28 protein-coding genes are annotated in these 26,281 nt (G+C 68.4%); 17 read left to right on the forward strand and 11 right to left on the reverse strand.

The window, feature by feature from the left end; all coding sequences use genetic code 11:
* Entirely contained in the window at window positions 1-642 is a 642-nt protein-coding gene (locus tag LV780_RS01020; protein ID WP_011907307.1) for a TRAP transporter small permease, read from the reverse strand.
* 84 nt (window positions 643-726) lie between these two features.
* Window positions 727-1,731, reverse strand: a complete 1,005-nt coding sequence (locus LV780_RS01025; protein ID WP_108220029.1) for a TRAP transporter substrate-binding protein — start codon at window positions 1,729-1,731, stop codon at window positions 727-729.
* Between the two features lie 138 nt (window positions 1,732-1,869).
* Between LV780_RS01025 and LV780_RS01030 the strand changes: the two genes are divergently transcribed.
* Both LV780_RS01030 and LV780_RS01035 read left to right on the forward strand, forming a co-directional pair.
* Entirely contained in the window at window positions 1,870-3,855 is a 1,986-nt protein-coding gene (locus tag LV780_RS01030) for a two-component system sensor histidine kinase NtrB (RefSeq protein ID WP_108220030.1), read from the forward strand.
* Complete coding sequence (locus tag LV780_RS01035) at window positions 3,852-4,460, forward strand: response regulator transcription factor (RefSeq protein WP_117344872.1); 609 nt, start codon at window positions 3,852-3,854, stop codon at window positions 4,458-4,460. The genes LV780_RS01030 and LV780_RS01035 overlap by 4 nt, the downstream gene beginning before the upstream one ends.
* On the opposite strand, the gene LV780_RS01040 is transcribed toward LV780_RS01035, so the two are convergent.
* The 4 genes from LV780_RS01040 to LV780_RS01055 are packed head-to-tail and all read right to left on the reverse strand — an operon-like array spanning window position 4,435 to window position 7,913.
* Window positions 4,435-5,283, reverse strand: a complete 849-nt coding sequence (locus LV780_RS01040; protein WP_011907311.1) for a metal ABC transporter permease — start codon at window positions 5,281-5,283, stop codon at window positions 4,435-4,437. The genes LV780_RS01035 and LV780_RS01040 overlap by 26 nt on opposite strands.
* Window positions 5,280-6,140: a metal ABC transporter permease gene (locus LV780_RS01045; protein WP_101340096.1), complete on the reverse strand. Its 861-nt coding sequence runs from the start codon at window positions 6,138-6,140 to the stop codon at window positions 5,280-5,282. The genes LV780_RS01040 and LV780_RS01045 overlap by 4 nt, the downstream gene beginning before the upstream one ends.
* Window positions 6,127-7,017, reverse strand: coding sequence for a manganese/iron ABC transporter ATP-binding protein (locus tag LV780_RS01050; RefSeq protein WP_011907313.1), 891 nt, complete (start codon window positions 7,015-7,017; stop codon window positions 6,127-6,129). Before LV780_RS01050 ends, LV780_RS01045 begins: the two co-directional genes overlap by 14 nt.
* Window positions 7,014-7,913 (reverse strand): metal ABC transporter substrate-binding protein, encoded by a 900-nt coding sequence (locus LV780_RS01055; protein WP_108220031.1) that lies wholly within the window; start codon window positions 7,911-7,913, stop codon window positions 7,014-7,016. The genes LV780_RS01050 and LV780_RS01055 overlap by 4 nt, the downstream gene beginning before the upstream one ends.
* 183 nt (window positions 7,914-8,096) lie before the next feature.
* Here LV780_RS01055 and LV780_RS01060 point away from each other — a divergent pair, with 183 nt between their 5' ends.
* The 5 genes from LV780_RS01060 to LV780_RS01080 all read left to right on the forward strand — a co-directional run bounded on the left by LV780_RS01060 (window position 8,097) and on the right by LV780_RS01080 (window position 11,552).
* Window positions 8,097-8,555, forward strand: coding sequence for a RidA family protein (locus LV780_RS01060; RefSeq protein ID WP_011907315.1), 459 nt, complete (start codon window positions 8,097-8,099; stop codon window positions 8,553-8,555).
* Window positions 8,555-9,325, forward strand: a complete 771-nt coding sequence (locus tag LV780_RS01065; RefSeq protein ID WP_108220032.1) for a glycerophosphodiester phosphodiesterase family protein — start codon at window positions 8,555-8,557, stop codon at window positions 9,323-9,325. Before LV780_RS01060 ends, LV780_RS01065 begins: the two co-directional genes overlap by 1 nt.
* Window positions 9,326-9,476: 151 nt before the next feature.
* Window positions 9,477-10,658 (forward strand): GNAT family N-acetyltransferase, encoded by a 1,182-nt coding sequence (locus LV780_RS01070; RefSeq protein WP_108220033.1) that lies wholly within the window; start codon window positions 9,477-9,479, stop codon window positions 10,656-10,658.
* 11 nt (window positions 10,659-10,669) lie between these two features.
* On the forward strand, window positions 10,670-11,287 hold the full coding sequence (locus LV780_RS01075; RefSeq protein WP_108220034.1) for a glutathione S-transferase family protein: 618 nt from the start codon (window positions 10,670-10,672) through the stop codon (window positions 11,285-11,287).
* The gene (locus LV780_RS01080; protein WP_108220035.1) at window positions 11,280-11,552 is read left to right on the forward strand and encodes a 4a-hydroxytetrahydrobiopterin dehydratase; all 273 of its coding nucleotides are present in this window, start codon (window positions 11,280-11,282) and stop codon (window positions 11,550-11,552) included. Before LV780_RS01075 ends, LV780_RS01080 begins: the two co-directional genes overlap by 8 nt.
* A 235-nt stretch (window positions 11,553-11,787) precedes the next feature.
* On the opposite strand, the gene LV780_RS01085 is transcribed toward LV780_RS01080, so the two are convergent.
* Complete coding sequence (locus LV780_RS01085) at window positions 11,788-13,494, reverse strand: bifunctional sulfate adenylyltransferase/adenylylsulfate kinase (RefSeq protein WP_108220036.1); 1,707 nt, start codon at window positions 13,492-13,494, stop codon at window positions 11,788-11,790.
* 188 nt (window positions 13,495-13,682) lie between these two features.
* Entirely contained in the window at window positions 13,683-14,621 is a 939-nt protein-coding gene (gene trxB, locus LV780_RS01090) for a thioredoxin-disulfide reductase (protein WP_117344873.1), read from the reverse strand.
* 221 nt (window positions 14,622-14,842) lie between these two features.
* Here trxB and LV780_RS01095 point away from each other — a divergent pair, with 221 nt between their 5' ends.
* Entirely contained in the window at window positions 14,843-15,343 is a 501-nt protein-coding gene (locus LV780_RS01095; RefSeq protein WP_011907322.1) for an Lrp/AsnC family transcriptional regulator, read from the forward strand.
* A gap of 27 nt (window positions 15,344-15,370) precedes the next feature.
* On the opposite strand, the gene pgeF is transcribed toward LV780_RS01095, so the two are convergent.
* The 3 genes from pgeF to lgt are packed head-to-tail and all read right to left on the reverse strand — an operon-like array spanning window position 15,371 to window position 18,056.
* Window positions 15,371-16,123, reverse strand: a complete 753-nt coding sequence (gene pgeF, locus LV780_RS01100; protein WP_108220037.1) for a peptidoglycan editing factor PgeF — start codon at window positions 16,121-16,123, stop codon at window positions 15,371-15,373.
* Window positions 16,120-17,181, reverse strand: a complete 1,062-nt coding sequence (locus LV780_RS01105) for a class I SAM-dependent methyltransferase (RefSeq protein ID WP_108220038.1) — start codon at window positions 17,179-17,181, stop codon at window positions 16,120-16,122. The genes pgeF and LV780_RS01105 overlap by 4 nt, the downstream gene beginning before the upstream one ends.
* Window positions 17,178-18,056: a prolipoprotein diacylglyceryl transferase gene (gene lgt / locus LV780_RS01110; RefSeq protein WP_011907325.1), complete on the reverse strand. Its 879-nt coding sequence runs from the start codon at window positions 18,054-18,056 to the stop codon at window positions 17,178-17,180. The genes LV780_RS01105 and lgt overlap by 4 nt, the downstream gene beginning before the upstream one ends.
* Before the next feature lie 104 nt (window positions 18,057-18,160).
* Here lgt and LV780_RS01115 point away from each other — a divergent pair, with 104 nt between their 5' ends.
* From LV780_RS01115 to LV780_RS01155, 9 genes are all read left to right on the forward strand, one after another.
* Window positions 18,161-18,409 carry an accessory factor UbiK family protein gene (locus LV780_RS01115; protein WP_011907326.1) on the forward strand — a complete coding sequence of 83 codons (249 nt, stop codon included), beginning with the start codon at window positions 18,161-18,163 and terminating at the stop codon, window positions 18,407-18,409.
* A 374-nt stretch (window positions 18,410-18,783) separates the two neighbouring features.
* Window positions 18,784-19,050, forward strand: a complete 267-nt coding sequence (locus LV780_RS01120; protein WP_108220039.1) for an STAS domain-containing protein — start codon at window positions 18,784-18,786, stop codon at window positions 19,048-19,050.
* Window positions 19,047-19,412, forward strand: coding sequence for a response regulator (locus LV780_RS01125; RefSeq protein WP_101340086.1), 366 nt, complete (start codon window positions 19,047-19,049; stop codon window positions 19,410-19,412). Before LV780_RS01120 ends, LV780_RS01125 begins: the two co-directional genes overlap by 4 nt.
* Complete coding sequence (locus LV780_RS01130) at window positions 19,409-21,373, forward strand: chemotaxis protein CheA (RefSeq protein WP_181318437.1); 1,965 nt, start codon at window positions 19,409-19,411, stop codon at window positions 21,371-21,373. Before LV780_RS01125 ends, LV780_RS01130 begins: the two co-directional genes overlap by 4 nt.
* A complete protein-coding gene (locus LV780_RS01135) occupies window positions 21,370-21,861 on the forward strand; it encodes a chemotaxis protein CheW (RefSeq protein WP_011907330.1) in 492 nt (163 codons plus the stop codon). The genes LV780_RS01130 and LV780_RS01135 overlap by 4 nt, the downstream gene beginning before the upstream one ends.
* Window positions 21,862-21,966: 105 nt before the next feature.
* Window positions 21,967-22,500, forward strand: a complete 534-nt coding sequence (locus LV780_RS01140) for a chemotaxis protein CheW (RefSeq protein WP_011907331.1) — start codon at window positions 21,967-21,969, stop codon at window positions 22,498-22,500.
* Entirely contained in the window at window positions 22,500-23,336 is an 837-nt protein-coding gene (locus tag LV780_RS01145; protein WP_101340085.1) for a protein-glutamate O-methyltransferase, read from the forward strand. Before LV780_RS01140 ends, LV780_RS01145 begins: the two co-directional genes overlap by 1 nt.
* A 2-nt stretch (window positions 23,337-23,338) precedes the next feature.
* Window positions 23,339-24,454 (forward strand): protein-glutamate methylesterase/protein-glutamine glutaminase, encoded by a 1,116-nt coding sequence (locus tag LV780_RS01150; RefSeq protein ID WP_011907333.1) that lies wholly within the window; start codon window positions 23,339-23,341, stop codon window positions 24,452-24,454.
* Entirely contained in the window at window positions 24,451-26,241 is a 1,791-nt protein-coding gene (locus tag LV780_RS01155) for a coiled-coil domain-containing protein (RefSeq protein ID WP_101340083.1), read from the forward strand. The genes LV780_RS01150 and LV780_RS01155 overlap by 4 nt, the downstream gene beginning before the upstream one ends.
* The last annotated feature ends 40 nt before the right edge of the window (window positions 26,242-26,281 follow it).

The following is a 26,281-nucleotide window of genomic DNA, read 5'->3' on the forward strand; positions in this document are numbered from 1 at the left end:
TCACTTGTCCTTCAACGTCAGCGGGCTGTCGGCGATGGCCTCGGCCTCTTCGTCCAGCCCCTCGACATGGCCGTGGTCGTGGTGCGGCAGCTCTCCGGTGCGCCAGAAGGTGAAGGCGACCTGCAGGAAGCGGAAGCACATCAGCGCCGAGCCGAGCGGGATCGCGAGATAGACGATCCACATCGGCATCTCGAGGTCGGGCGAGATCGCGCTGGTCTGCGACATGTGCCAGACGAAGTTGCCCCCGAGGGTGGCGATGATGCCGGTGAAGAGCGCCCCCGCCATCAGCCCGAGCAGGATGAAGAAGCCGCGCCGGCGCATGTCGAGCTTGTTGATCAGCACGTCGATGCCGACATGGATGCCGGTGCGCACGCCGTAGGCTGCGCCGAACTTGGCCATCCAGACGAACAGGATGATGCACAGCTCCTGCGCCCAGACGAGGTTGACGCCGCGCAGCCAGAAATAGGCGCTGCGCATCATGGCCGACAGTTCGGGCAGATCGTGGCTGCGGAAGAAGGCCACGCCATCGGCAAGAATGCCCAGCGAGTAGCGGTGGACGACCGAGGCGAAGATCAGCCCGGTCGCCGCCGCGATGAGCGAGGCGATGAGCGTCTCTTCCAGCCGGTCGAGAAGGCGCATCATGGCGACCCTCCTGAGGCTAGGATGTTGCGGGAAAGGCAAGGGCGGGCGGCCGGCGACACCGGCTGCCCGCCCGAAGGACTGGCCTCAGTGGCCGGCGGCTGCGGCCTTGACGGCGGCGATGGTCTCGGCGCCGATGCGGCCGGCCATGTCCTCATGGACCGGGGCGAGCGCCTCTTCCCACGCGGCAAGCTCTTCGGGGCTCAGCTCGTGGAACTCGGTCGTGCCGGCGTCCTTCATCGCCTGAAGGGCCGCGTCGTTCTCTTCCTTGGCGATCGAGTTGGCATAGTCGGTCGCCTCGTCGAGCGCCTTCTCGAGACCGGCTCGAACGTCCTCGGGCAGGCCGTCCCAGAACTGCTTGTTCACGATGACCGCATAGCCGAGGTAGCCGTGGTTCGACACGGTGGCGTGCTTCTGCACCTCGTGCATCTTCTGGGTGAACATGTTCGAGGGCGGGTTCTCGGTGCCGTCCACCACACCCGTCTGCAGCGCCTGATAGACCTCCGAGAAGGCCATGACCTGCGGCACGGCGCCGAGCGCGTTCATCTGCGCCTCGAGCACCTTCGAGGACTGGATCCGCATCTTGAGCCCGAGGAAATCATCGGGCGTCGCGATCGGGCTGTTGGCCGACATGACCTTGAAGCCGTTGTCCCAGTAGGCGAGGCCCTTGATGCCCTTGTCCTCGAGCTTGGAGAACAGCATCCGGCCGACTTCTCCGCGGGTCACGGTATGCAGCGCGTCATAGCCCTTGAAGATGTAGGGCAGGTCGAAGACCTCGAAATCCTGCACGCCGAGCGGGCCGAACTTGGCCAGCGACGGGGCGAGCATCTGCACCGCGCCCAGTTGCAGGGCCTCAAGCTCTTCCTTGTCCTTGTAGAGCTGGCTGTTGGGATAGACTTCGACATCGACGGCGCCGTCGGTGTAGCGTTCGGCCAACTCCTCGAACTTCGCCGCGCCCTTGCCCTTCGGCGTATCGGGGGCGACGACGTGGCTGAACTTGATCACGATCGGCTGGGCCAGCGCCGGCAGGGCTGCGGCGAGCGCAAGCGCGGCCGACCCTGCCAGCACGGCAAGGTTGCGACGGAACGTCATGACTATCCTCCTGTGTGCCGCCCTCCCGGCGGTTCCGGCCTTCCTTGCCAGTCCGCACGCGCTCCCGCTATTGTGGGTTTCCGCAAGGGGCGGCGGCCATGACAGCTTGTCGCACGCGCGCAAGGGCAGGAGGCATGGGTGCAGCAGCGGTCGGGCCGGCAGGCGGGCGCACGTCCGGGCGAGCCTTGGGCGCTCGAGCCACCCCCGGATCGCGGGCGGCTGGACCTGCTGTCGCTGATGCCGCTCCTGGCCATCGTGGCGCTTCTGGCGCTGGTCGGCGCCGCTGTCTGGATCGCGGGCCGCAGCGAGACCGAGCAGCTCCGCACCAAGCTGGCCACGGATGCCCTCTGGGTCGAGCAGACGCTGCGGTTCCAGCTCTCGGTCGATGAGGACATGCTGGCGCGGCTTGCGCTCGACGAGGCGGGGGGAACGCCCGCCGCCGTGCTCGAGGCGCGCGCCCGGAGCCACATCGCGGCCAACCCCGAGATCCTCTCGATCGTCTGGCATGACGGCGCGGGGCGGATCCGCCGCGCGGTGCCGGGGCCTGCCGAAACCAGCGCCGACGACGCACTCGCCACGCAGCTTCTGCGGATCGGGCCGCGGGCCCGGCCGGCCTATGCGCTGATGGACGGGCAGACCGTGACCATGGGACTGAGGCCGCAGGGCGCCGAGGGCGTCATCACCGCCACCGTGTCCCTGCCCCTGATGCTCGAGCGGCACATCCCCTGGTGGATCGCCGAACAATATGCGGTCTGGCTGCTCGACGGCAGCGGCGCCGTGCGCGCCAGCCGCTCGCGCGGGACGCCGGGGGCCGACAGCCCGAGCCACACGATCAGCTTCGACCCGCCGATCCCCGGTGCGGCGCTGCGGATCACCTCCTACGAAGGGGGGGCGCCCTTCACCCGCGCCTTCCTGCCCGCCGCCATCGCCGGGCTGGCGGCCTTTGCCGTTCTGGCTCTGCTGGCGCTCTACCGCAACGGCAAGCGCCGGCGGGCGGTCGAGTTGCGGCTGAACGAGGAGATGGCCTTCCGCCGCTCGATGGAGGAAAGCCTGACCGTGGGCCTGCGCGCCAAGGATCACGCCGGGCGCGTGCTCTATGCCAACTCGGCCTTCTGCAAGCTGGTGGGCTGGAGTGCGGCCGACCTGGTGGGGCGCGACCAGCCGATGCCCTACTGGGCGCCCGACCGGCTGGACGAGACGCTGCGCCGCCAGCGCATCCTCGCCGAAGGGGGCGACGTTCCGCAGAGCTTCGAGACGCGCTTCCGCCGCAGCGACGGCCGCGAGATCGATGTGCAGGTCTATGAGGCGCCGCTGATCGACGCCAAGGGGATGCATCGCGGCTGGATGGGCTCGATCATCGACATCACCGAGGCCCGTCGCGCCGCCCGCCACGCCCGCGAGCAGGAGGAAAGCCTTGCGCGGACCGGCCGTCTGGTGACGCTGGGCGAGATGGCCTCGACGCTGGCGCACGAGCTGAACCAGCCGCTTGCGGCGATCGCGAGCTATGCGGCCGGGGCCGCGAACCTTCTCGCTCAGGGCCGGGCGGACCCCGTGCTCCTGGCGTCGGCGCTGTCCAAGCTGTCGCATCAGGCCGACCGGGCGGGCCAGATCATCCGCCGCATCCAGGATCTCGTCCGCAAGCGCGAGCCGCGCTTCACCACGCTCGATCTGGCGTCGGTGGTGCGCGAGACGGCGGGCTTCCTCTCGTCGGACGCGCGCGCCCGCGGCGTGCGGATTGCCCTCGACCTTTCGCCGGTGGCGCCGGTGCTCGCGGATCGCATCCTGCTCGAGCAGCTTCTGATCAACCTCATGCGCAACGGGATCGAGGCGATGGGCGAGGGGGGGCGCGGCGACGCGCTGACCGTCAGCCTGCGCGCCGAGCCCGGCGGCGCGGTGATCGAGGTGGCCGACCGCGGCCCCGGCATCGCGCCCGAGGTGGCCGACCGGCTGTTCGATGCCTTTACCTCGACCAAGGCCGAGGGCATGGGGATCGGGCTGAACATCTGCCGCACCATCGTCGAGATGCACCGCGGCCGCCTGACCCACCGCCCCCGCGACGGAGGCGGCACCGTGTTCCGGGTGGCGCTGCCCGCCGCCGCTGAAGAAGGAGTGGCCGCCGAATGACCGGATGTGTCCATATCATCGACGATGACGAGGCGATCCGCGACGCGCTCTCGTTCCTCTTCGCCTCGCGGGGGCTCCGCGTGCAGGGCTGGCCCTCGGGCGAGGACTTCCTGCAGGCGCTGCCCTTGCCCGACTGCGCCTGCATCATGCTCGACGTGCGGATGGGCGGGCTCTCGGGGCCCGACACGTTCGACCGGCTGCGCGCGGCGGGCTGCCTTGCGCCCGTGATCTTCCTCACCGGCCATGCCGACGTGCCGGTGGCGGTGCGCGCGCTGAAGGCCGGAGCCTTCGACTTCGTGGAGAAGCCCTTCAACGACAATGCGCTCGTCGATCTCGTGCTGGCCGCTATCGAGGCGCATGCGGCGCAGGTGGCCCACAGCGGCGCGCGCGAGGATGTGGCGCGCCGCCTCGCCAGCCTCTCGACCCGTGAGGAGGAGGTGTTGCGGCTGATGCTGCAGGGGCGGCTCAACAAGCAGATCGCCTACACGCTGGGCATCGCCATGCGCACGGTCGAACTGCACCGCTCGCGCCTGATCGCCAAGATGGGCGCGCGCAACGCGGTGGAGCTGGCCGCGCTGCTCAGCGAGGCGGGGCTGCCGCGCTGAGCGCCGCGCGCCGGTTCCGACGAAGCCGGTCGAGAAAGACCAGCACGAAGATCCCGGTCAGGATCAGGATGATGGTGGGGGCCGGGGCGCTGTCGAGAAAGAAGCTCGCATAGGTGCCGGCCAGCATCGCAGCCAGGCAGACGGCCACCGCCACGATCAGCATGGGCCCGAAGCGGCGCACCGTCAGGAAGGCGATGGCCCCCGGCGCGATCAGCAGGCCCACGGCGAGGATGAGGCCCGTCGCCGTCAGCGTGGCCACGATGGTCAGCGCCAGTGCCGTGAGCAGCCCGTAATGCAGCAGCCCCACCCGCAGGCCCGACGCCCGCGCCTGCGCCGGATCGAAGGCATGCAGCAGCAGATCCTTCCACGTCAGCAGGAGCGCCCCCGTCACCCCCGCCGAGATCGCACCCGCCACCAGCAGATCCTCGCGCCCCACGCCCAGCATATTGCCAAAAAGGATATGGTCGAGATGCACGTCCGTCTCGACGGCGGTGTAGAGCAGCAGCCCCAGCCCGAACATGCCCGAGAACACCACCCCCATCACCGTGTCCGGCTTCACCCGGCTGTTGCCGGCCAGAAAGCCCGTGGCGAGCGCACAGGCCATGCCCGCGCCGAAGGCCCCGACGAGAAGCGGGATCCCGGTGATGTAGGCCAGCACCACGCCCGGCAGGATCGCGTGGCTGATCGCGTCGCCCATCAGCGCCCAGCCCTTGAGGACGAGGAGGCAGGACAGAAGCGCCGTCGGCACCGCCACCAGGAGGCAGACGAGGAAGGCGTTCTGCATGAAGGGAAACTGGAACGGAAAGAGGAGCGTGTCGATCATGGCTGCTCCAGCGCCTCGGCCGCGCGGCGGCGCGCGGCCAGCATCCCGTGCCTCGGCGCGAAGGTGAAGGCCAGCAGGAAGAGGGCCGTCTGCAGCGTCACGATCACCGCCCCCGTCGCCCCGTCGAGGAAGTAGGACAGGTAGGCCCCGGCGAAGCCGGTCGCGGCCCCGATGCCGGTCGCAAGCGCCAGAAGGCGCGGAAAGCGGTCGCAGAGCAGGTAGGCCGTGGCCCCCGGCGTCACCACCATGGCAATGACGAGGAAGGCCCCTACCGTCTGCATCGCCGCCACGACCGAGGCCGAGAGCAGCGTGAAGAACAGCACCTTCAGCGCGCCGGTGCGGATGCCGATCGAGCGCGCATGGGTCTCATCGAAGAAGGTCACCATCAGATCCTTCCATTTCGCGAGCAGGATCGCCAGCGACACGATCCCGATGATCACGAGCTGCACCGTGTCGAAGGCCGAGATGGCGAGGATATTGCCCATCACGATGGTCTGGATCGAGACGGACATCGGATCGACCGAGATCATGAACAGCCCCAGCCCGAAGAACGAGGTGAAGATCAGCCCGATCACCACGTCGGTCTTGAGCCCGCTCCGGTTCGACAGGAAGAGCATGGCCCCCGCCGCCAGCCCGCCCGCAAGGAAGGCGCCGATCGCAAAGGGCAGGCCCAGCACGTAGGCCCCGGCCACGCCCGGCACCACCGAATGCGAGAGCGCGTCGCCGATCAGCGACCAGCCCTTGAGCATCAGGAAGCAGGACAGGAAGGCGCAGACCGCCCCCACCAGCGCCGAGACCCACATGGCGTTGGTCATGTAGCCGTAGAGGAAGGGCTCCCACAGCTCAGCCGCGCTCATCCTCGCCCTCCTGCCGGTGGGTGCGGCCGCCATATTGCACGAAGGGCCGCTCGTCGTCGGTGAGGATGCTGACCTCGCGCGGGTCGTCGTCGTCATGCAGCAGGGCGCCCGACAGGGTAAAGCGGCGCAGCACGCCGCCGAACGCCTCCTCGAGGTTGGCATGGGTGAAGGTGGTTTCGGTCGGCCCATGGGCCAGCACCGTGCCCTTGACCAGCACGGTCCGGTCGCAATATTCGGGGACCGAGCCGAGGTTGTGGGTCGAGACCAGCATGACCCGCCCCTCGGCCCTCAGTTCGCGCAGGAGCGCGATGATCTCGGCCTCGGTCTGGACATCGACGCCGGTGAAGGGCTCGTCAAGCAGGATCACCTGCCCCTCCTGCGCCAGCGCGCGCGCCAGGAACACGCGCTTCCTCTGGCCGCCCGACAGCTCGCCGATCTGGCGGTGGCGCAGGTCCGCCATGCCGACGCGCTCCAGCGCCTCGCTCACGGCCGCCCGGTCCGCGGCCTTCGGGCGGCGCAGGAAGCCCATGTGGCCGTAGCGCCCCATCATCACCACATCCTCGACGAGAACCGGAAAGCTCCAGTCCACCTCCTCGGACTGCGGGACATAGGCCACGAGGTTCTGCCGCAGCGCCTCCGGAACCGTCCGGCCGAGCAGCCGGATCTCGCCAGAGCCGATGGGCACGAGGCCCATGATCGCCTTGAAGATCGTGGACTTGCCCGCGCCGTTCACACCCACGAGGGCCGCCACCGTGCCGCGCGGCAGCGCAAAGCTCGCGTGGCGCAGGGCGGTGTGGCCATTGCGGTAGGTCACGGTCACATCGTTGACGGACAAGCCCTCGGCGTCTGTCGCGATCGCCGGCCTCTCGGGTTTCACTGGCTGCCCTCCAGTCCGGCGGCGATTGTCTCGGCGGTGACGCGCAGCAGGTCGAGGTAGGTCGGCACCGGCCCGTCCCTCGCGCTCAGGCTGTCCACATAGAGCACCCCGCCATAGGCGGCGCCCGTTTCGCGCGCGACCTGCCGCGCGGGCGCGTTGTTCACCGTGCTCTCGCAGAAGACAGCCGGAATCCGGTGCTGCCTCACCCCGTCGATCACGGCCCGCACCTGCTGCGGCGTTCCCACCTGATCCGTATTCATTGGCCAGAGATAGAGCTCCTTCAGCCCGAAGTCTTGCGCAAGATAGGAAAAGGCGCCCTCGCAGCTCACGAGCCAGCGGCGATCCTCGGGCAGCGCGGCGATGCGCTCGCGCAGCGGCCCGATCGTCGCGCGCAGCCGTTCCTTGTAGTTTTCCGCATTGGCGCGGTAGATGTCGGCGTTCGAGGGATCGTGCTCGGCAAAGGCCGCGGCGATGTTGTCGATGTAGATCATCGCATTGTCGAGCCCCATCCAGGCGTGGGGATTGGGCCTGCCGCGATACTCGCCCCCTGCAACGGCGACGGGCTCGATCCCCTCGCTGACCGTCACCGAGGGCACGTCCTCCAGATTCGACAGGAACTGCTCGAACCAGAGTTCGAGATTGAGCCCGTTCCACAGGATCAGGTCCGCGTCCCATGCCCGCACGATGTCCTGAGGCGTGGGCTCATATCCGTGGATCTCGGCCCCCGGGCGGGTGATCGAGACCACCTCGGCCGCCTCTCCCGCCACGTTCTGCGCCATGTCCGCGATCACCGTGAAGGTCGTGGCGACCTTCATGCGTCCATCCTCGGCTGACGCGGGCAACGCCAGCCCCAGCGCAATGAGCAGGGCCGCCATCCCCGTTCCGCGTTCATTCATCTCGGCACCTCCTGATCTCGATAATGCGACGCATTCGCAATAATGCAAGGGCAAAGATGAGAATGACTCGCAACTTCATCCGTTCGCTGGTCCGGCGGCGGGCGGCGCAAGGCCCTTCGCGCGAGCGGCTTGCCTGCTGCGGTCCCGAGGTCTAGCCTCCGGGCCGAACCACCGGAGCCTGCCATGTCCATCCAAGACCGCCTCGCCGAACTCGGCGTCACCCTCCCCGACGCGCCCGCCCCCGCGGCCAACTATGTCCCCTTCGTGGTGACCGGCCATCACGTCCATGTGTCGGGCCAGATCAGCCAGGGCCCCGAGGGTCTGATCACGGGCAAGCTCGGTGCCGATCTCGATGTCGAGGCCGGCGCCGGCGCCGCCCGCGCCTGCGCCATCAGCCTGCTGGCGCAGCTTCGCCGCGCCTGCGACGGCGATCTCGATCGGCTCGTCCGGGTCGTCAAGCTCGTGGGCTTCGTCAATTCCACGCCCGACTTCACCGATCAGCCGAAGGTGATCAACGGCGCCTCGGATTTCCTCGTCGCGGCGCTGGGCGAGGCCGGCCGCCACGCCCGGTCCGCGGTCTCGGCGGCAAGCCTGCCCTTCGGCGTGGCCGTCGAGATCGAGGCGATCTTCGAGATCCGCTGATGCGCGCCCCGCTGCCTGAAGCCTTCCTGCGGCGTCCCATCGCGCACCGTGCGCTGCACGATCCCGTGGCCGGCCGGCCCGAGAACTCGCTCGAGGCCGTGCGCGCGGCGATCGAGGCGGGCTACGGGATCGAGATCGATCTCCAGCTCTCGGCCGACGGCGTGCCGATGGTGTTCCATGACGAGCATCTGGACCGGCTGACCGCCGAGACGGGCCCGCTGTCCGCGCGCACTGCGGCGGAGCTCGGCCGCATCCCGCTCCGCCACGGCGGCGGAACGATCCCCACCCTGACCGAGGTGCTCGGGCTGGTTGCCGGCCAGGTGCCGCTTCTCATCGAGATCAAGGACCAGGATGGCGCGCTCGGACCCGCCGTCGGCGCTCTCGAAGCCGCCACCGCCGCCGCGCTCGAGGGCTATGCGGGTCCGGTGGCCGTCATGTCCTTCAACCCCCATTCCGTGGCCGAGATGGCCCGGCTGGCGCCCGCGCTGCCCCGCGGCCTCGTGACCTCGAGCTACGACCCGGCCGACTGGGCCCCCGTGCCGCCGGAGACCTGCGCGCAGCTTCGCGCGATCCCGGATTACGAGAGGGTGGAGGCGAGCTTCATCTCGCACGAGGCCGCCGATCTCGCCCGGCCCCGCGTGGCCGAGCTGAAGGCTGAGGGCGCCGCCATCCTCTGCTGGACCATCCGCTCGCCCCGCGCCGAGGCCGAGGCGCGCCGGATCGCCGCCAACGTCACCTTCGAGCACTATCCGGCGGCGCTGCCCGCTTGACCCCGGCCCGGGCCGCCCCACCTGAGAGGCGGCCCGGAGGCACTTTCACTCTGGACAAATATCCTCGGGGGGTGCGGGGGCCGACAGCCCCCGCGGACGCTGGCCTTCCGTGACTTCGCCTGACGCCCCAGACCGCCGGACCCGCGCCCGCATGAGCACCGCCAACATCGAGATCACCGCCCATTCCGGTCTCGCCGACATTTCCGCCGCCGACTGGGACGCCGTCGCCTGTCCCGAGGCGGCGGGCGGCGGCCGTCCGCTCGATCCCTTTACCACCCACCGGTTCCTGATCGCCCTCGAACGCTCGGGATCGGTCGGAGCGGGCACCGGCTGGCAACCGCATCCGCTGGTTGCGCGGATGGGCGGTCGGATCATCGCCGCCGCCCCGCTTTATGCCAAGCTCCACAGTCAGGGCGAGTATATCTTCGACCACAGCTGGGCCCATGCCTACGAGCGGGCCGGCGGGCGGTACTACCCCAAGCTGCAGATCGCGGTCCCCTTCACCCCCGCCACCGGGCGGCGTTTCCTCACGTTGCCGGGGCTCGAGGACACGGGCCGCGCGGCGCTGGTGCAGGGCGCCGTCGAGATCGCCGGGCGCAACGGGCTCTCGTCGCTTCACGCCACCTTCTGCACCGAAGCCGAGGCCGAGGCCGGCGCGCGGATGGGGCTTCTGTCCCGCGTCACGCAGCAATTCCACTGGCTGAACCGGGGCTATGCCGACTTCGACGCGTTCCTCGCAGTGCTTTCGTCGCGCAAGCGCAAGGCGATCCGAAAGGAGCGCGAGACCGCCCAGGCCTTCGGCGGCACCATCCGCTGCCTGACGGGCGATGCGATCGAACCGCAGCACTGGGACGCCTTCTGGACCTTCTATCAGGACACGGGCAGCCGGAAGTGGGGCCGCCCCTATCTCACGCGCCGCGCCTTCGCCGAATTCCACGAGACGATGCGCGAGGACATCCTGCTCGTCCTCGCCGAGCGCGACGGGCGGGCCGTGGCCGGAGCGCTCAACTTCATCGGGCGCGACACGCTGTTCGGCCGCTACTGGGGCTGCATCGAGGACCACGCGTGCCTGCATTTCGAACTCTGCTACCATCAGGCGATCGACTGGGCCATCGCGCACGGGCTTGCCCGCGTCGAGGCGGGGGCGCAGGGTGAGCACAAGCTCGCCCGCGGCTATCTGCCGGTCCCGATCCATTCGCTGCACTGGTTTGCGGATCCCGGGCTGGGCGATGCGGTCGCGCGCTATCTCGAGGCCGAGCGGCGCGCCACCGACGAGGAGATCGAGGTTCTGACCGCCTATGGCCCCTTCCGCCGGGGCGGCGGCGACGAGTGAAAGAGAGAGGCATGGACAAACTCACGTTCTACACGAACCCGCGCTCGCGGGGGCGGATCGCGCGCTGGATGCTCGAGGAGATCGGCCAGCCCTACGAGACGGTGGTTCTGGACTATGGGGCGCCGATGCGCAGCCCCGCCTATCTCGAGCTGAACCCGATGGGGAAGGTCCCGACCGTCACCCACGGGCCGCGCGTGATCACCGAGACCGCCGCGATCTGCGCCTATCTTGCCGACGCCTTCCCCGAAGCGGGCCTGCTGCCGGCCAACCGCGCCTCCTACTACCGCTGGCTCTTCTTTGCCGCAGGTCCGTTCGAGGCTGCCGTCTTCGACCGGGCGCTCGGCCTGCAGATCCCACCGGAGCGGACGGTCATGGTGGGCTATGGAGACTTCGACCGGACCATCGCCACCCTCGAACAGGCGGTATCCGCCTCTCCGTTCATTGCGGGCGAGAGCTTCAGCGCGGCTGACGTGCAGGTGGGTTTGCAGATAGGCTGGGGGCTCGAGTTCGGAACGATCCCGGACCGGCCGGCCTTCCGCGCCTACTGGAACCGGCTGAAGGATCGCCCCGCCTTGCTGCGGGCCAACGCGCTTGACGACGCACTGGCCCGAGGATCGGCCGATGTCTGAGACGCCTGACCTCGCCCCGGTCCTCGCCGCCGGCTGGAGCCTGAGTGCGGATCAGCGGGCGATCTGCAAGACCTACAGGTTCCCGGATTTCGTGGCGGCCTTCGGCTTCATGACCCGTGCAGCCCTCTGGGCCGAGAAGTGGAATCACCACCCGGACTGGCGCAACTCCTACGGGCTGGTCGAGGTGACCCTCACAAGCCACGACGCGGGCGGGCTGACGGCGCGCGACCTCAAGCTCGCGCAGAAGATGGACGCATTGGCTTGAACCCGACAGCCGCGCCTGTCCCGAAGAACGCGGCCCTTCCTGCCGCGACGGTCCTGCCCCTCCAGAGGTTGAGACCTTCAGCCGTCGTCCCTGAAAGCCACCGCTGATCGACGGCCGGCCCCTCGCCTTCGCACGCGTATGGTCAGGACAAAGCCCGCCCCGTTCGAGGGCGGGCTTTGTCCTGAGCCGCCAGACATGGCACCCGGCGGGCGCCCATGTCTGGCACATGTCGGTCTCAGGCCCGGATAAGGCCCATCTGCTCGAGCTTCAGGATCACCTGATGCGCGCAGTGGTCCACGTCCACATTGGTGGTGTCCACCACGAGTTCGGCTTTCGTGGGCGTCTCGTAGGGGTCCGAGATCCCGGTGAACTCCTTGATCTTGCCTTCGCGGGCGAGCTTGTAGAGCCCCTTGCGGTCGCGCTTCTCGCATTCCTCGATCGGGGTTGCGACATGGACCTCGATGAAGGCGCCGAACGCCTCGATCATCTCGCGCACGGCGCGGCGGGTGGCCGTGTAGGGCGCGATCGGCGCGCAGATCGCGATGCCGCCGTTCTTGGTGATCTCGGAGGCGACATAGCCGATGCGCTTGATGTTGATGTCCCGGTGCTCCTTCGAGAAGCCCAGTTCCGAAGAGAGGTGCTTGCGCACCACGTCGCCGTCAAGGAGCGTCACCGGCCGGCCGCCCATCTCCATCAGCTTGACCATCAGGGCGTTGGCGATCGTGGACTTGCCCGAGCCCGACAGACCCGTGAAGAAGACGGTGAAGCCCTGCTTGGAGCGCGCGGGCGAGGTGCGGCGCAGTTCCGTCACCACGTCGGGGAACGAGAACCAGTCGGGGATCTCCAGCCCTTCGCGCAGGCGGCGGCGCAGTTCGGTTCCCGAGATGTCGAGCACGGTCGAGCCCTCGGGAACCTCGTTCACCGGGTAATACTGGGCCTTTTCCTGCACATAGACCATCTGTTTGAAATCGACCATCTCGATGCCGATCTCTTCCGCATGGGCCTTGAACAGCTCCTGCGCGTCATAGGGGCCGTAGAAATCCTGCCCCTGGCTGTTCTTGCCGGGCCCGGCATGGTCGCGGCCGACGATCATGTGGGTGCAGCCGTGGTTCCGGCGGATCAGACCGTGCCAGATCGCTTCGCGCGGGCCCGCCATGCGCATGGCGAGGTTGAGCAGGCTGAGCGTGGTGGTCGAGGCCGGATACTGGTGCAGCACCGCCTCGTAGCAGCGCACGCGGGTGAAATGGTCGATGTCGCCCGGCTTGGTCATGCCGACGACCGGATGGATCAGCAGGTTGGCCTGCGCCTCGCGGGCGGCGCGGAAGGTCAGTTCCTGATGGGCGCGGTGCAGCGGATTGCGGGTCTGGAAGGCCACGACGCGGGTCCAGCCCATCTTGCGGAAGAAGGCGCGCAGCTCGTTCGGCGTGTCGCGGCGCATCTTGAAGTCATAGTGGACGGGCTGCTGGATGCCGGTGATCGGCCCGCCGAGATAGACCTTGCCGGCCGTGTTGTGCAGGTAGTTCACCGCCGGGTGGGCGAGGTCATTGGCGCCGAAGACCTTCTCGGCCTCGCGGTCCTTGTTCGGAACCCACTTGTCGGTGACCGAGAGGATGGCGAGGATCACGCCCTCGGCGTCGCGCAGCGCGATGTCCTGGCCCGGCTCCACGCCTTCCGCGAACTTCTCGCTGACGTCGAGGGTGATCGGCATCGGCCAGAGTCGGCCATCGGCAAGCCGCATGTTCTCGACCACGCCGTCGTAGTCGGCTTCGGTCAGGAAGCCCTTCAGCGGATGGAAGCCGCCGTTCATCAGCAGCTCGAGGTCGCAGACCTGGCGCTGCGTCAGGTCCCACGAGGGCAAATTGCCCGCGTCGGCCTTCAGCTTCTGCGCCGAGTCGTGGGACACGTAGAGTTCTGGAACGGGAGCATGATTCGGAAGGGACATCACGAATGGCCTTTGCAGGTGTGGCACGGGGCTACCCCGGTTTCGCGGCGGGAGTAGCCCGTGCCCTGCAGCGGTTCAAGCGCTGATACCGCGATGCGCGAGCAATAAGGCGAAAATGCCACCCTGCGAGTCCTTCGGCGAACGCCCGTCCGAGGGCGCCGCCGGAGGGGGACGATGTGCCCTGCGACCTACTGGCTCGCGAGGAAATGTTCCGCATCGAGCGCCGCCATGCATCCCATGCCCGCCGAGGTGACGGCCTGGCGATAGACATGGTCGGTCAGGTCGCCCGCCGCGAAGACGCCGGGGATCGAGGTGCGGGTGGTGCCGGGCTCGACCTTCACATAGCCGCCGTGGTGCAGCTCCAGCTGGTCCTTGACCAGCTCGCTGGCCGGGGCGTGGCCGATCGCCACGAAGAAGCCCGCGCAGGGGATCTCGACCGTCTCGCCGGTCTGGGCGTGCTTCGCGACCACGCCGGTCACGCCCAGGGGCGCCTCGGTGCCCAGAACCTCCTCGATCGTGTGGTTCCAGATCACCTCGATCTTGGGGTTCTTGACCAGCCGCTCCTGCAGGATCTTTTCGGCGCGGAACGAGTCGCGGCGGTGGATCACCGTGACCTTGGTGGCGAAGTTGGTCAGGAACAAAGCCTCCTCGACCGCCGAATTGCCGCCGCCGGCCACCACGACTTCCTTGCCTCGGTAGAAGAAGCCGTCGCAGGTGGCGCAGGCCGAGACGCCGAAGCCCTTGAACTTCTCCTCGGAGGGCAGGCCCAGCCAGCGCGCCTGCGCGCCGGTCGCGAGGATCACCGCGTCGGCCGTGTAGGTCGTGCCGCTGTCGGCATGGGCCGTGAAGGGCCGCTGCGACAGGTCGAGCGAGGCGATGTAGTCCGAGATCACCTCGGCCCCCATGGCCTTCGCGTGCTCTTCCATCCGCACCATCAGGTCGGGGCCCTGAACCTCGCGGTCGCCCGGCCAGTTTTCGACCTCGGTGGTGATGGTGAGCTGGCCGCCCGGCTGCAGCCCCTGGATCAGCAGCGGGTTCAGCATCGCCCGGGCGGAATAGACGGCCGCCGTATAGCCCGCGGGCCCCGAGCCGATGATCAGAACCCTCGTGTGCCGCGTCTCGGACATGCCTTGCCCCTCATGGTCTTTTCCCGGCGCCTCATATAGGACCTGCCGCAGCGGGCCGGAAGCCCTCATCGCCGGGGCCGGCCCTGGATCCCCGCCCCGCACCCGCATTGCGCGCGGCGACGGTTTTCCGCAATGGAGCCAAGGTTTTTGATGCGTTCGCGAAACAATATTGCGCAGCGCGGCCGGAGCCTCTAGAATCTCCCGGCAGCAAGGAGAGCTTCATGGCCGGATCGAAACTGGACCCCATCGACCGTCACATTCTGGCGGAGCTGCAGGGCGACGGCCGAATGACCAATGTCGAGCTTGCCAAGCGCGTGGGGATCTCGGCGCCGCCCTGCCTGCGGCGCGTCCGCACGCTGGAGGAGGCGGGCTATATCCGCGGCTATCACGCGGACATCGACCCGCGCGAGCTTGGGTTCGAGGTTCAGGTCTTTGCCATGGTGCGGCTGCACAGCCAGGCCGAGAGTGATCTTTCGGCCTTCGAGGCGCGCTGCCGCGCCTGGCCCTTGGTGCGTGAGTGCCACATGCTGAACGGCGAGATCGACTTCATCCTGAAGTGCGTGGCCCCCGACCTGCCCAGCTTTCAGAGCTTCCTGACGCAGGAACTGACGGCCGCCGAGAATGTGGCTTCGGTCAAGACGAGCCTCGTGATCCGCTGCGCCAAGGACGAGCCGGGGGTTCCCTTCGACGTGCTCGAGGCGCGGCTCCAGCGCAGCGCCTGAGCCGGCATCCCGCCGGGCCCGCGGCGCTCAGAGCCGGATGGCCGAGATCAGCCGCCCGTAGTCGGCTTCGCCGGCATGGGTCGTGCGACGGTAGGAAAAGAACCGCTCGGCATCGTGATAGGTGCAGTGCCGCGTCCATTCGGCGTGTCCCACCCCCGCCGCGCGCAGCCGCGCGAGCCCGAAGGCCGGCAGGTCGAACAGGGCCCGGTCCGCCGTCCCTTGCGCAAAGAACCGGGCTGAGTCCGGGTCCTCATCCATGAATTCCTCGACGAACTCGGGGCCGACCTCGTAGGCGCGCTGGCTGATGGTCGGGCCGATCACGGCCGCGATCCGGTCGCGCCGGGCGCCAAGCCCCTCCATCGCGGCGACCGTTGCCTCGAGCACCCCGGCCCGGGTGCCGCGCCAGCCGGCATGCGCGGCGGCGATGACGCCCGCTTCGGCATCGGCCATCAGCACCGGCTGGCAGTCGGCCGTCAGCACCGCGATGGCGAGGCCCGGCGTCGCCGTCACCAGCGCATCCGCCCGCGGCCGGTCCGCCACCGGGCCCGTCACATGCAGCACGTCCGGCGAGTGAACCTGGTTCACCGTGACGAGATGATCCGCAGGCACTCCCATCGCCTCGGCCACGCGGGCGCGGTTGATGGTGACGACCTCTGCCAGATCGCTCGAGCCGGGGCCGCAGTTCAGGCCCGAGAAGATGCCCGACGAGGCCCCTCCCTTCCGGGTGAAGAACCCGTGGCGGAGGGGGGCGAGAGCGTCGGCCGTAATCAGTTCCATCATGCGTCAAATCCTGCGGGCGCCGGTCCTTGCGGCGGAAACACCGCCAGCGCCTTGAAGAGCGTTCCCATTTCGGCAGCGTCGGTCAAGCGGTGAGATGCGGCGCGGTGACTGGCAAGCGTCTCTCCCTCGAGGGCGCGGGCGAGCCGCTCGGCGCGTTCGGCTAGGCCGAGGCGCAGCAGCAGCGCGCCCTGCGTCGTGAAGGCGGTCGCGCAGGGGCGGGCCGCCGTGGCCAGGGCCTCGAAATCCACATGGGCCGTCAGGTCCGCTTCGCCGGGCGCGGCCAGCGGATCGTCGAATTGATGAGAGCGAAGGGCCTGCAGCGTGTCCCCGAGCGACCGCCACCCGCCATAATCCACCACCAGCGCCAGCCCTCCGTGGCCGTCGATGCGCCGGGCGATCTCTGCCATGATGGGGCCCGCCGCCGGGCAAAGCTCGACGATCTCGCCGGGCTGCGTGTCCTTCAGCCGATGCTCGAGGCTTGCAAGGCCGGTTTCGGGACCAAGGCCGAAGGCGGGGCGGCCGCCGTCAAGGCCGATCATCCGTTCGTGCCACCCGGAGGGCCCGCGCACGAACTGGCGGATCGGCAGCGCATCGAAGAACTCATTGGCCAGAAGGAAGAGGGGCGCCTCGGGCAGGTCCGCCGCCCGATCGAGCCACTCGGCCGGATGGTTCCCAAGCCTCTGGCGCTGGAGGTTGCGAAGCCGGGGCGAGGCTTCGACCAGCCGCACCTGCGCGGCCGCGTGAAAGCCCGGAACGCCGCGCGTGGCGCGCAGAACGTCCGCCATCAGCGTTCCGCGCCCCGGCCCCAGTTCGGCCAGCGTGAAGCGGGCCGGCGCCCCCTGGTCGAGCCAGGCCTGCGCGAGGCAGAGGCCCAGCAGTTCCCCGAACATCTGGCTGATTTCCGGCGCCGTGGTGAAATCGCCGGCCGCGCCAAAGGGCTCGCGCGTGGAATAGTAGCCGTGCTCGGGATGGAGCAGGCACTCCGCCATGTAGTCGGCCACCGTGATCGGCCCCGTGGCGCCGATCCGTCGTGCGAGGATGCCGGCCAGCGCCGTCACGCGGTCCGCCGTGCGCGGAGCATGAAGTAGAGGCCCAGGAGGATCATGGGCAGCGACAGGATCTGCCCCATCGTGAGGCCGTAGCCGCCGATTTCCCACGCAAGGCCGAGCGGATTGCCGGGCGTCACGAACTGCGCGTCGGGCTGGCGCACGAACTCGACGAGGAAGCGTGCGCAGCCGTAGCCGGCGAGGAAGGCGCCGGTCACGGCACCGGGCCAGCGCAGCCAGCCGCGCCGCCAGATGAGGATCGCGAGGATCGCGAACAGCACGATCCCCTCGAGCGCCGCCTCGTAAAGCTGCGACGGGTGGCGGGCGCAGATGCCCTCGATGCCGGGGCAGGTCTGCGCGGCCTCTCCGGGGAAGGCCACGCCCCAGGGCAGGGTGGTCGGCCGGCCCCACAGCTCGGCATTGATGAAGTTGGCGATCCGCCCGAGGAACAGGCCCGGCGGCGTGGCGGCCGCCAGAAGGTCCGCCACCGGCAGGATGGAAATGCGCTCCCTGAGGCAGAAGGCGATGACGGCGACCATCACGCCGAGGAAGCCGCCGTGGAAGGACATGCCCCCCTCCCACACCTTCAGCGCGTCCAGCGGATGCGCGAGGTAGTGGGACGGCTGGTAGAAGAGCACGAAGCCCAGCCGGCCTCCGAGGATCACGCCGAGGATCACCCAGGTCAGCAACCTCTCGAGCTGGTCCTCGGTCATGGGGGCGCCGAAGGTCCAGAGCCGGTCCGACCGGATCATGCGCAGCACCAGCCGCCAGCCGATCAGCAGGCCCGCGATATAGGCCAGCGCATACCAGCGGAGCGCGAAGGTCGCTCCGAAAAGCTCGACCGAGAAGATCTCGGGCGAGATGTCGGGGAAGGGAATATAGGACATGGCTTTTCCTTTCGGCCCGGGTTGTCCGGCGCGGCTGCGGCGAAGTCAACCTTGCGCGCAAGGAGGTGCAAGACCATATAGGGCCGATCGCTGGAGGGAACCGCATGCAGACCCGCAACAAATTCTTCGACGACATGTCGCAGCTCATGACCAACGCCATGGGTGTGGCGCAGGGCGCCAAGACCGAGGCCGAGACGGCGATGAAGAGCCTTCTCGACCGGTGGCTGGCCGACCGCGACTTCGTGACCCGTGAGGAATTCGATGCTGTCCGCGCCATGGCCCAGAAGGCGCGCGAAGAGAACGAGGCCCTCTCCGCGCGCATCGCCGCGCTCGAGGCGAAGCACCGGGACTGACGGTGAACCATCTGAGGCGGCGGCCGCTGGTGCCGCTGCCCCCCGATCGGCGCGGGTGAGTCTGCGGCGGGGCCTTTCCCGCCCGTACTGCCTCTCAGCCGAGTCGCCCCTTGCCCTTTCCTGACGCTCCTGAACGCCCCGCTTGCGGGGCGGGGTTCGTGCGTGGCGTGAACCCTTGTCCTGCGTGTGCGATCTTCGCCCGGCGGCGCCCATCTTTCGGATGTATTCGAGACGAAAGGCTGCGCCCCTTTTCTCAAGACAGGCCGCCTTCGCCATAAACCCGGGGCGTGCTGCGCCGTTCCTTTGGCTAGCCTCCAGCCGATGACCCCAGGTGCAGGCCTGCCGGGGCTGGACGAGACCAAGGGAAGAAGCGGATGAACCCACTGAAGCTCTCCGGGAACCTGCGTCTGCAGGACGCGCCCGGTCTGATCGAGCGGCTCGAGGCAGCCCTCGCCACGGGCGACGTCGAGGTCGATGCCTCGGAGCTTGCCGGGGCGGATGCGGCGGTCGTGCAGGTGCTGCTCTCGGCGGCGCGCAGTGCGTCCATGACGGGCAGGACGTTGTCGCTGCAGTGCGCAGGGTCTCCCCTTGCCGCGCAGCTGGAGGCGCTCGGGATCGCGCCGGACGGGGTCGGCGCATGACCAAGACCGTTCTCGCCGTTGATGATTCCCCGTCGATTCGGTGCATGGTTGCCATGACCCTCCGCGAGGCGGGCTATGAGGTGATCGAGGCCGCCGACGGGAAGGAGGGCCTCGAAAAGGCCCTCAGCCACCATGTGGACGCCATTCTCACCGATCAGAACATGCCGAACCTCGACGGGCTCGGCTTCATTCGCGCCTTCCGGCAGCATCCCGAGAGCAAGGGCAAACCCATTATCTTTTTGTCCACGGATTCCGCCGACACTCTCAAGCAACAGGCCCGCGAGGCAGGGGCGATGGGGTGGATGGTCAAGCCATTCACCCAGCCGCAGCTGCTCGCCGTCATCAAGAAGGTGCTCGGATGATGGACGACGACATGATGGCCGTCTTCCGGCAGGAAGCGACGGATCTCATTGAAAGCCTCGAGCGGGGCCTTCTGGATCTGAGCGACCAGCCGGGGGATCGTGACCTGATCAACGCGGTGTTCCGCGACCTCCACACGATCAAGGGCTCGGGTGCGATGTTCGGCTTTGCCGACATGGCGGCCTTCGTCCATGCGTTCGAATCGGCCTTCGACCTGCTCAGGTCGGGGCAGGCCGCCGTGACGCCCGACATCATCCGCCTCGCGCTCGAGGCGCGCGACGAGATCATCGGGTTCCTGTCGGAACAGGCCGACCCGGACGGTCGGCGCGCCGCGATCCTTGCGGCACTTGAGGCGGCGGTGGGCGCCACCGGCAATGCCGTTGGCACGGCGCCTTTGCCGGAAGCGGCGCCCACGGGGCAGGCGCATCGCCTCTGGTTCCGCCTGACCGGCAACGCGCTGGCTCTGGGGGCTCGCCCGGACCTGCTGCTGGCCGAGCTTCGTGAGCTTGGCGCCACGGACATCCGCGCCGACCTCTCCGAGGTGCCGGCGCTGGATGCGCTCGATCCTGAAGTCTGCATGATCGGCTGGTCGATGGACTTTCCGAACGGCATCACGCGGGACGCGATCGACAATGTGTTCCTGTTCAACGATGTGGACCTGCGGCTCGAGGCGCCCCAGGCGGCTGTGGATCGAGTGCCCGTAGCGGCGTCGGATCCTGTGCCCGTGGCAGAGCCGGTCTCTGCGCCCGCGCGGAAGCCGTCGGAAGAGGGGCCGCAGGCTGACAAGGGCGGCGCGACGATGCGCGTGGCCGCCGAGCGTCTGGATCACCTGATGGACCGTGTGGGCGAACTCGTGATCGCCGATGCCCGGCTGCTGCAGTTGGCCCAGCAAAGCCGTGACCCGGCGCTGATGGCGGCCGCGGAAGAGATCAGCCGCCTCGCAGCCGGCTTGCGCGACACGACCATGCGGATCCGCATGGTGCCGGTCCGCTCGATGATCGGCCGCTTCCGCCGCCTGATCCACGGCCTGTCCGAAACCATCGGCAAGCCGGTGAGCTTCATCGTCCGGGGCGAGGAGACCGAACTCGACAAGACGGTCATCGAACAGCTTGCCGATCCCATCGTGCACATGCTGCGCAATTCGGTCGATCACGGACTTGAGTCGCCCGCCGACCGCGCCGCCGCGGGCAAGCCGGCCGAGGGCCGGATCATGCTCGAGGCCGAATATTCCGGCGCCGAAGTCGTGATCCGCATAAGTGACGATGGACGCGGGCTCAACCGCGACCGGATACGGGCCAAGGCGATCGCGAACGGCCTCATCGGCGCCGACACGATCCTGACCGAAAGTGCGATGAACGCTCTCATCCTCGAACCGGGCTTCTCGACGGCCGAATCGATCACCGAGATCTCCGGCCGCGGTGTTGGCATGGATGTGGTGAAGAAGACGATCGAGGGCCTGCGCGGCTCGATCGAGGTGCAATCGGTCGAAGGCCGGGGAACCACCTTTACCCTGCGCCTGCCGTTGACGCTCGCCATCATCGAGGGTCTTTTGGTTGAAGTGGCGGGAGAGCGGTTCTCGATCCCTCTCGCCGCCGTGCAGGAGATCGTCGAGCTTCCGGCCGACCGGATCGAAGAGGATGGCAGCTCGGACTTCCTCGACGTGCGGGACCGCCTGGTGCCGCTCGTCCGTCTCCGCAGGATGTTCTCCAGTCCCGGCGCGCCGGGCGAGTTCCAGACCGTTGTCATCGTTCGCGCGGGCGAGACACGCGCCGGGGCGGTCGTCGATCGGATCATCGGGACGAACCAGATCGTGATCAAGCAGATGTCTCGCCTCCATTCGGGCGTCCGGGCCTTCTCGGGCGCCACGATCCTGGGCGATGGCACCGTGGCATTGATCCTTGATGTGCCGCATCTGGCCGGCGTGGGCCAGGGCGTCGAGGATCGCAGGGGAGTGGCGGCATGACCAACATCGTCGAACTGAAACCGGCGGCCCTGATGACGGTCGTCACCATGCGGCTCGGGCGTCAGATGCTGGCGATTCCCGCTTCGGCGCTGCGCGAGATCCTTGATCCGCTGCCGGTGACGCGCGTGCCGACGGCCGACCGCTCGGTGTCGGGGGTGATCAACGTCCGGGGGGCTGTCGTGCCCCTGGCCGAGCTGCGCTTCGCCTTCGGCATCCCGGAAGAGCCACGGACCGACGCAAGCAAGATGCTGGTTGTTGAGGTCGAACTGGCGGACGAGCCGATGATCGTCGCGATCTCGGCCGATGCGGTGCTTGAAGTGACCGAGCTGGATCGTGCGACGATGGAGGCGCTGCCCCCCAAGGGGAGCAGCTGGCCGCACGCCTTCGTCCAAGGCGTCTTCCGCACGAAGAAGGGGCTGCTGCTGTTGCCAAATCTGTCGAACATCTTCGCCTCTCTGGCTTCCGCTTCCGGAACGGCCGCTGCCTGAGGCTGCGGCGGGCCGCATCAGGCGGCCGGGTGCCGGCACCACACGATCACCTGGGCGCGGGCGAACCGGACTGCGCGTTTGCGAACTTGGCTTTGGAGAATGAGAATGAACACGATGACGGATTTCTCCGCACTGGCGCCGCGTGAAGAGGTGACCTCTGCCGAGGCCCCTTCGGTGGTGACGTTCGCAGCCGGGCAGATGCTCTACGCTCTGCCCGTCGAGCGGGTTCAGGAGATCCTGGACCTGCGCCCCATCGCGCCGCTCCCGAACGCGCCGGCACATCTGCTCGGGCTCTGCGACGTTCGCGGGGCCGGAGTTCCTGTCGTGGACCTGCGCAGCCTCCTTGGCCTTCCTCCGACGGAGGACACGGGCCACAGCCGGATCCTGGTCACCTGGATCGGCGGGGCGGAAGAGCGTCATGTCGTCGGCATCAAGACCGAGCGGGTCATTGAAGTCACAACGCTCGATGAAGGCCGGATGCAGCACATGAGCAGCGCCGACATGCTGAACTGGACCGACACGGCGGTCCTGGGCATCGGCAAGCGCAACGGCGCCTTCGTCACCTTGCTCGACATCGACCGGCTCATGGATCCTTCGCGGCTGACGGTGTTTGCCGAGGCGCGTCAGGGTCTCGTCTGATGAACCAGATGCTCCGCTGCCCGCATGACCAGCGCTTCTCGGACCTGATCCGCAGCCGGACCGGCATCCAGTTGCCGGTCCATCGCCGCCAGATGATCGAGTCGCGGCTCCGGCCGCGGATCTCGGCCGTGGGGGCAAGCGGGTTCGACAACTACCTCTCCCGCCTCTTCGACGACGGTCTTCTCGAGGAAGAGCTGCCGCTGGTCATCGATCTGCTGACCACGAACAAGACCGACTTCTACCGGGAGTCGGTCCATTTCGATGTGCTTGTGCGCGAGATCGTCCCGGAAGCCATCCGGCGGACGGCCCCGCATGCCCCCCGCCTCAAGATCTGGAGTGCGGCAAGTTCCGAAGGGGCAGAGGCCTACACCACGGCCATCGTCCTTGCCGAAGCGCAGCGGGCGGGGCAGCGCTTCTCCTACGCCATCCTGGGAACCGACATCTCTCGGCGCATGCTCGAAAGAGCGCAGCGCGCCATCTACTCGACCGAGCAGCTGGCCCCCGTGCCGTCCGAGTTGCGCGCGCGCTACACGATGAAAGCGCGCGCGCCCACGCACGCGGGAACCGCGCGCATTGTTCCCGAACTCCGCGACCGGGTGCAGTTCATGCATCTGAACCTGATGGATCAGACCTACTCCGTGGATCGGGATGTTGATGTCATCTTCCTGAGGAACGTTCTCATCTATTTCGGCGCAGAGGATCAGGCCGCGGTGGTTTCACGGATGGTGAGCCACCTCCGGCCCGGCGGCTACCTGATGGTGGGCCATTCCGAATCCATGGTGGTGAGCCATCCGCATCTGACACAGCATTCCCCCTCCATCTTCCGAAAGACCTGATCATGGCTCTTCGCGCGGCAGCCCCCTCTACCCCGACCCGCGTCCTGATCGTGGACGATTCCGCAGCGGCAAGGGCCATGTTCAAGGTGATCGTCGAGAGCGATCCGGCGCTTAAGGTCATGGCCGCCGTTCCCGATGCCTATGCTGCCGCCCGAGCCATGCGGACCGAACTGCCCGATGTGATCCTGCTCGATCTGGAACTTCCGGGCATGGACGGCCTCACCTTCCTGCGAAAGATCATGCAGCAGCACCCGATCCCCGTGGTCGTCTGCTCAAGCCATGTGGGCGCGGGCTCGGACGCGATGGTGGCCGCGCTCGAACTCGGGGCCCGGGAAGTGATCTCGAAGCCCGCGGCCCGCAATGACCTGGAACGGCAGGAGGCCTCGATCCGCATCTGCGACGCCATCCGGGCGTCTTCCGAGACAGAGCGCCGACGCTCGCAGCCCGAGCCCCGTCCCCTGGCCCCCGGACCCAAGCTGACGGCGGATGAAATCCTGCCCGCGCGTCCGCCCCGGTCGGTGCCCGACACGATGCCCGTGGTCTGCATCGGCGCCTCGACCGGCGGCACCGAGGCGCTGCGGGACGTTCTGACCGCCCTTCCAGCCTCGGCGCCGCCGATCGTCATCGTGCAGCACATGCCGAGGGGCTTCACCGCCGCCTTCGCGCGACGCCTCAATTCCCTGTGTGCCATCGAGGTGCTCGAGGCCGAGGACGAGATGCAGGTCCTGCCCGGACGGGCGATCATTGCACAGGGGGACAGGCATCTGCTGCTCCGGCGCCGAAACCAGGGCTACCGCGTCTCCGTGCTCGACGGCGCCTATGTCTGCCGGCACCGCCCCTCGGTCGATGTCCTGTTCCGTTCGGCCGCACAGGAGGCCGGCGCCAATGCCCTTGGCATCATCATGACGGGGATGGGCGATGACGGCGCGCGCTGCATGGCCGAGATGCGTGCGGCCGGCGCCGAGACCATTGCCCAGAATGAAGAGACCTGCGTCGTCTATGGGATGCCGCGCGAGGCCGTGGCCCATGGCGGCATCCAGAAGGTTGAGCCGCTCGACAGGATCGCGGTCCGCATCACCGAGTTCGGACGCAGATTTGCAGAAAGGATGGTCCGGTGAAATACGAAGCGAGCCTGCGGGAAAATGCTCGTACCGCCCAACCGGCCCATCCTCTCGATTTCGTGCTGCTCAGCACCGAGCAGACCTTCCTGCGTGCCGGCGAGACGCTCTCCATGGCCGTGGGTCAGCTGAACGGGCTGCGCGCGGATTTCGTGCGGCTTGATGCGGCGCTCGGACCTGCCCGCAACGCCCAGTTCGCCGCCCTGACGGCCGACACCGGGGCCCAGATCACCGCACTGGCGCAGGAGTTCTCGCGCTCCGAAGAGGCCTCCCGCGCGCTGCGGTCTGCCGTGTCGGCCATGCGTTCGGAAGTGACCGATCTGATGGCCACAATCCGTGCCATCTCGATCGTGAAGCTGCAGGCGCGGATCATCGGCAACATGCTGACGAGCAGCCGCCAGCGGGTCGAGGCCTTCACGGGCGGGCTGACGCGCATGGCCGCCGAGGCCGCCGATCTGGTGGCCGAGGTGGATGAGGCCATGAACGAGATCGCGGCCGCCACCGATGCGATGGACGGAGAGGCGGCGCATCTGTCGCAGACCCTGCGCGAACTCGTGCTGCCCAATCTGGCCGCCATCGGGGCCTCCGCGGCCGAGGTGCAGTCCGACCAGCAGCGCATTGCCGACGGCAATCTGGCGCTGGCGCGGCGGATGGAAGGGATCTTCACCGGCGTCTCGCACCTCATTCTCGCGCTGCAGGCGGGCGACAGCGCCCGGCAACGCTTCGAGCATATCCGGGATCTCACCTCGGATTCGCTGGAGCAGGCCGAAGGGCAGCCGGCTCTTCAGGCCCTGCTGCTCGAGATCGGGGTGGGCCAGACGGATGCGACCGTCCGCGGCCTGACCGGGGACCTCGACGACGCCACCCGCAATTTCCTGGATGTGCAGGGCAACGCCGACGCGGCCATCGCCGTTGCCCGCGGGCTCTACCTCGGCGAGGCGCAGCGCGGCGGCGGTGCCCTGCACGCGATGGTCGGGCGTGCCGAAGCGGTGGAGGTGGGGCTGGCGCGTTGCACCGAGCACCTTCGTTTGCTGGCCGGACATGCCGCCCGCGTCGCCGCGCACCTGGAGAAGATCCGCCATCATGAGGAGCGGATGCGCCGGATCGAGGATCTCGTGCGTCTCTTCGGTCTGAACGCGGTGATCGTCTGCGCAAAGCTTGGCCAGGAGGGGCGCGCGCTTCAGGAGATTTCGCGCCAGCTTCGTGATCTCACCCAGGTGTCCGCGGCCGTGTTCACGCGGCTCCATGGCCGGCTGGAACTGACGCAGGAGCGGGCGTCGGCCATCGGAACCGAGGCGGTCTCGGGGCTGGAGCAGGAGATGCAACGGGTGGCCCATGGGGCGCGGGCCATCCGCGAGATCCTGCGGGAAGCGAACGAGGCGCATGATGAGACGGGGCACGCCTTCGGCAAGGCGGGCCGCATCCTGACCGCCAGCCTCGAGACCGCGGCTGGCCTCATGAGCGGCTACAGGCGCAACCTGACCAGTCTGCAGGTCTTCCGCGAGCAGATGGTGCGGCGGCGCATGATGTTGCAGGGCAGCGCGATCACGCTCGAACCCGGCTCGGCCGCCGGGACGCTGCTGGCATCGGTGCGGGGCCGCTACACGGTGCCCGACGAACGCCGCATCCATGATGCCATCGTGGCGGCCGCCACATGCGCCGGCGGCAGCGGGGCTCAGGCAGAAGCCCCTGCCGATCCGGTGGCCGATCCCGCGCCGGTCGAGGCGCAACCTCTCGCCGAAGCGCCCGAAGGATCCGAGGTCGAGTTGGACGACATCTTCTTTTAGCCCTTGCCCTCAAGCTCTTCGCGCTAGCTGGGGGGAAGGA

The sequence above is a fragment of the Cereibacter azotoformans genome (assembly GCF_021391315.1).
Classification (GTDB): Bacteria; Pseudomonadota; Alphaproteobacteria; order Rhodobacterales; family Rhodobacteraceae; genus Cereibacter_A; species Cereibacter_A azotoformans.

Coding starts and splice junctions, on each gene's coding strand:
- trxB (WP_117344873.1), bottom strand. CDS start 14,621: ATGTCCGAGACGCGGCACACGAGGGTTCTGATCATCGGCTCGGGGCCC.
- LV780_RS01085 (WP_108220036.1), bottom strand. CDS start 13,494: ATGTCCCTTCCGAATCATGCTCCCGTTCCAGAACTCTACGTGTCCCAC.
- LV780_RS01075 (WP_108220034.1), top strand. CDS start 10,670: ATGGACAAACTCACGTTCTACACGAACCCGCGCTCGCGGGGGCGGATC.
- LV780_RS01040 (WP_011907311.1), bottom strand. CDS start 5,283: ATGATCGACACGCTCCTCTTTCCGTTCCAGTTTCCCTTCATGCAGAAC.
- LV780_RS01070 (WP_108220033.1), top strand. CDS start 9,477: ATGAGCACCGCCAACATCGAGATCACCGCCCATTCCGGTCTCGCCGAC.
- LV780_RS01150 (WP_011907333.1), top strand. CDS start 23,339: ATGGCTCTTCGCGCGGCAGCCCCCTCTACCCCGACCCGCGTCCTGATC.
- LV780_RS01055 (WP_108220031.1), bottom strand. CDS start 7,913: ATGAATGAACGCGGAACGGGGATGGCGGCCCTGCTCATTGCGCTGGGG.
- LV780_RS01020 (WP_011907307.1), bottom strand. CDS start 642: ATGATGCGCCTTCTCGACCGGCTGGAAGAGACGCTCATCGCCTCGCTC.
- LV780_RS01125 (WP_101340086.1), top strand. CDS start 19,047: ATGACCAAGACCGTTCTCGCCGTTGATGATTCCCCGTCGATTCGGTGC.
- LV780_RS01095 (WP_011907322.1), top strand. CDS start 14,843: ATGGCCGGATCGAAACTGGACCCCATCGACCGTCACATTCTGGCGGAG.
- LV780_RS01130 (WP_181318437.1), top strand. CDS start 19,409: ATGATGGACGACGACATGATGGCCGTCTTCCGGCAGGAAGCGACGGAT.
- LV780_RS01140 (WP_011907331.1), top strand. CDS start 21,967: ATGAACACGATGACGGATTTCTCCGCACTGGCGCCGCGTGAAGAGGTG.
- LV780_RS01065 (WP_108220032.1), top strand. CDS start 8,555: ATGCGCGCCCCGCTGCCTGAAGCCTTCCTGCGGCGTCCCATCGCGCAC.
- lgt (WP_011907325.1), bottom strand. CDS start 18,056: ATGTCCTATATTCCCTTCCCCGACATCTCGCCCGAGATCTTCTCGGTC.
- LV780_RS01135 (WP_011907330.1), top strand. CDS start 21,370: ATGACCAACATCGTCGAACTGAAACCGGCGGCCCTGATGACGGTCGTC.
- LV780_RS01145 (WP_101340085.1), top strand. CDS start 22,500: ATGAACCAGATGCTCCGCTGCCCGCATGACCAGCGCTTCTCGGACCTG.
- LV780_RS01060 (WP_011907315.1), top strand. CDS start 8,097: ATGTCCATCCAAGACCGCCTCGCCGAACTCGGCGTCACCCTCCCCGAC.
- LV780_RS01045 (WP_101340096.1), bottom strand. CDS start 6,140: ATGAGCGCGGCTGAGCTGTGGGAGCCCTTCCTCTACGGCTACATGACC.
- pgeF (WP_108220037.1), bottom strand. CDS start 16,123: ATGATGGAACTGATTACGGCCGACGCTCTCGCCCCCCTCCGCCACGGG.
- LV780_RS01025 (WP_108220029.1), bottom strand. CDS start 1,731: ATGACGTTCCGTCGCAACCTTGCCGTGCTGGCAGGGTCGGCCGCGCTT.
- LV780_RS01115 (WP_011907326.1), top strand. CDS start 18,161: ATGCAGACCCGCAACAAATTCTTCGACGACATGTCGCAGCTCATGACC.
- LV780_RS01080 (WP_108220035.1), top strand. CDS start 11,280: ATGTCTGAGACGCCTGACCTCGCCCCGGTCCTCGCCGCCGGCTGGAGC.
- LV780_RS01120 (WP_108220039.1), top strand. CDS start 18,784: ATGAACCCACTGAAGCTCTCCGGGAACCTGCGTCTGCAGGACGCGCCC.
- LV780_RS01035 (WP_117344872.1), top strand. CDS start 3,852: ATGACCGGATGTGTCCATATCATCGACGATGACGAGGCGATCCGCGAC.